Here is a 1,815-nt window from a genome sequence, read left to right as displayed (position 1 = left end):
ATTTCTCAAGGCAAACAGGCCGATAGCTGCCTCCTCGGGTCCACATTCGGGTCCACGGGAGGTCCACATTGGGCATTGTTACGATGAAACTGCGGGGTCTGAGCGAACTTGGTCAGGGGCGGTGGGAATACCGGCGGCGGGTTCCCGAGGCGGTCAGGACCAAGATCGGCAAGAGTGAGTGGAAGCGGGTGATCAAGGCCCGGTCTGATGCTGACCTCCTGCGCCAGTATGGCCGCGTCGAGGCGGAGTTCGAGCGCGAGGTCTTGGCGGCGAAGGCCCCCAAGCAGAGGCTGACCCCTCGGGCTGCATGGGAGGCCGCTGTCAGGGAAGCCAATGAAATGGCTGCCGGTGTCGTGGGTCTCGGAGATGACGATCACGACGAGGCGCGGGCGCTGGTGGCCGAGTCGCTGGTCTCCCTCGGTCGGCCCGACCCGCTGTTGGTGCAAGCCCTCATGGACCCCCGCCGGTCCGCGCCCGCGCTGACCCTCGAAGATGCCCGCAATGTCTATGTCGCAGAGAAGCTCGGGGGTGGCATGGGGGCAGAGCATCGCGCCGCGATGGTCCGGCTTGAGCGCGTGATGAAGCTCGCCTCCGAGGCGGGTCTGCCCGCCACCACGGCGCTGTCCGACCTGACCCGCGAGCATGCCCGCAAGGTCCGCGATCACATGCTCTCGCGCGAGAAGCTGGGCGCGAAGGGTGAGAGGGTCTCCCCGGCCTCGGTCAAGCGCGAGCTTGGACTCCTGCGGACGGTGGTCTCCTACGGGGCACGCGAGCTTGGCCTCCTCGATTTCGCGAGCCCGTTCGACAAGCTGCCCATCGAGGGGCTATCGGCGGCGTCGGGGGCGCGGGTCGCGGCACGCGAGAAGGTCGACCCCCTCCCGGCCAAGATCGCGTCGGCCATGCGGGGCAAGCTGACGGGCGACCTGCGGTTGATCTGGCGCATCCTCGAAGGGACAGGCTGCCGCCTTGGCGAGGTCACCGGCCTCCGGGTCGAGGACATTGTCCTTGCGGGCGACACGCCGCATCTTCGCATCCGCTGGCACGAGGGGCGCCGCCTCAAGACCCTGTCGAGCATCCGTTCGGTTCCCCTTGTCGGGGACGCTCTGGCAGCCGCTCAGGAGGCCGTGAAGCTGGCCGAGGGTGAACGCATGCTGTTCCCGCTATATGGCCATGAGGGAGGCCCTGACGCGGTCTCTGCGGCACTGATGAAGCACCTTCGGGAACTGACGAAGAACCGGCGCCATGTCGTCTACTCCCTGCGCCACAACATGAAGGACTTGCTGGTCATGGCTGGGGTTTCCGAACGTGATGAGCATCGCATTCTCGGGCATTCCTTGGGGAGCGTGGGCAACAGGGTGTATGGTGGCGATGAGGCGAAGCTGAAGGCAGCGACCGAGGCCATGCGGAAGGCGATTGCGCTGGCTCCGTAGGGCTGTATCTTGCCGCTGTCGGCTGCGACGTTGGCGACCCCGAGAGGTGTCCCTCGGGGCCGCGCAGGGTGGTCAGATGACCACGATAGGGATGACCATGCTGGTGGTCAGAAGTCGCAGTCTTCGTCGAGGGTTCCCGTCGCGACGGTGATCTTCTCGATTGCCGCGGCCTCGTCGCTGAACTCGTCAAGGTCAGCGTTCAGACCGTGCCAGGCGAACTGCCGGGCCTCGTAGGTGCCGAAGACCCGTTCAAGCACGCGCCACTTGATGGCCGCAGATTCCCGCCGCATGGCCTCGGCAGGTCGCTTCAGGGTGTCGGCAAGTTCTGCGATGCGTGCTTCCATGTCGGTTTCCTCTGGTTGCTCCGGGGGTGTGTCCTTGGCGT

The 1,815-nt window shown here is 66.1% G+C and carries 2 protein-coding genes; one reads left to right on the top strand and one right to left on the bottom strand.

From position 1 onward, the window contains the following. Positions 1-68: 68 nt before the first annotated feature. Positions 69-1,430, top strand: coding sequence for a site-specific integrase (locus GH815_RS18605; RefSeq protein WP_153750217.1), 1,362 nt, complete (start codon positions 69-71; stop codon positions 1,428-1,430). 107 nt (positions 1,431-1,537) lie between these two features. Here the strand turns inward: GH815_RS18605 and GH815_RS18600 are convergent. After that, a partial coding sequence (locus GH815_RS18600; RefSeq protein ID WP_211365132.1) for a hypothetical protein occupies positions 1,538-1,815 on the bottom strand: 278 nt, incomplete at its 5' end.

The sequence above is a fragment of the Rhodovulum strictum genome (genome assembly GCF_009649175.1).
GTDB classification, from domain to species: Bacteria; Pseudomonadota; Alphaproteobacteria; order Rhodobacterales; family Rhodobacteraceae; genus Rhodovulum; species Rhodovulum strictum.
This window is presented reverse-complemented; position numbering and strand designations above follow the sequence as displayed.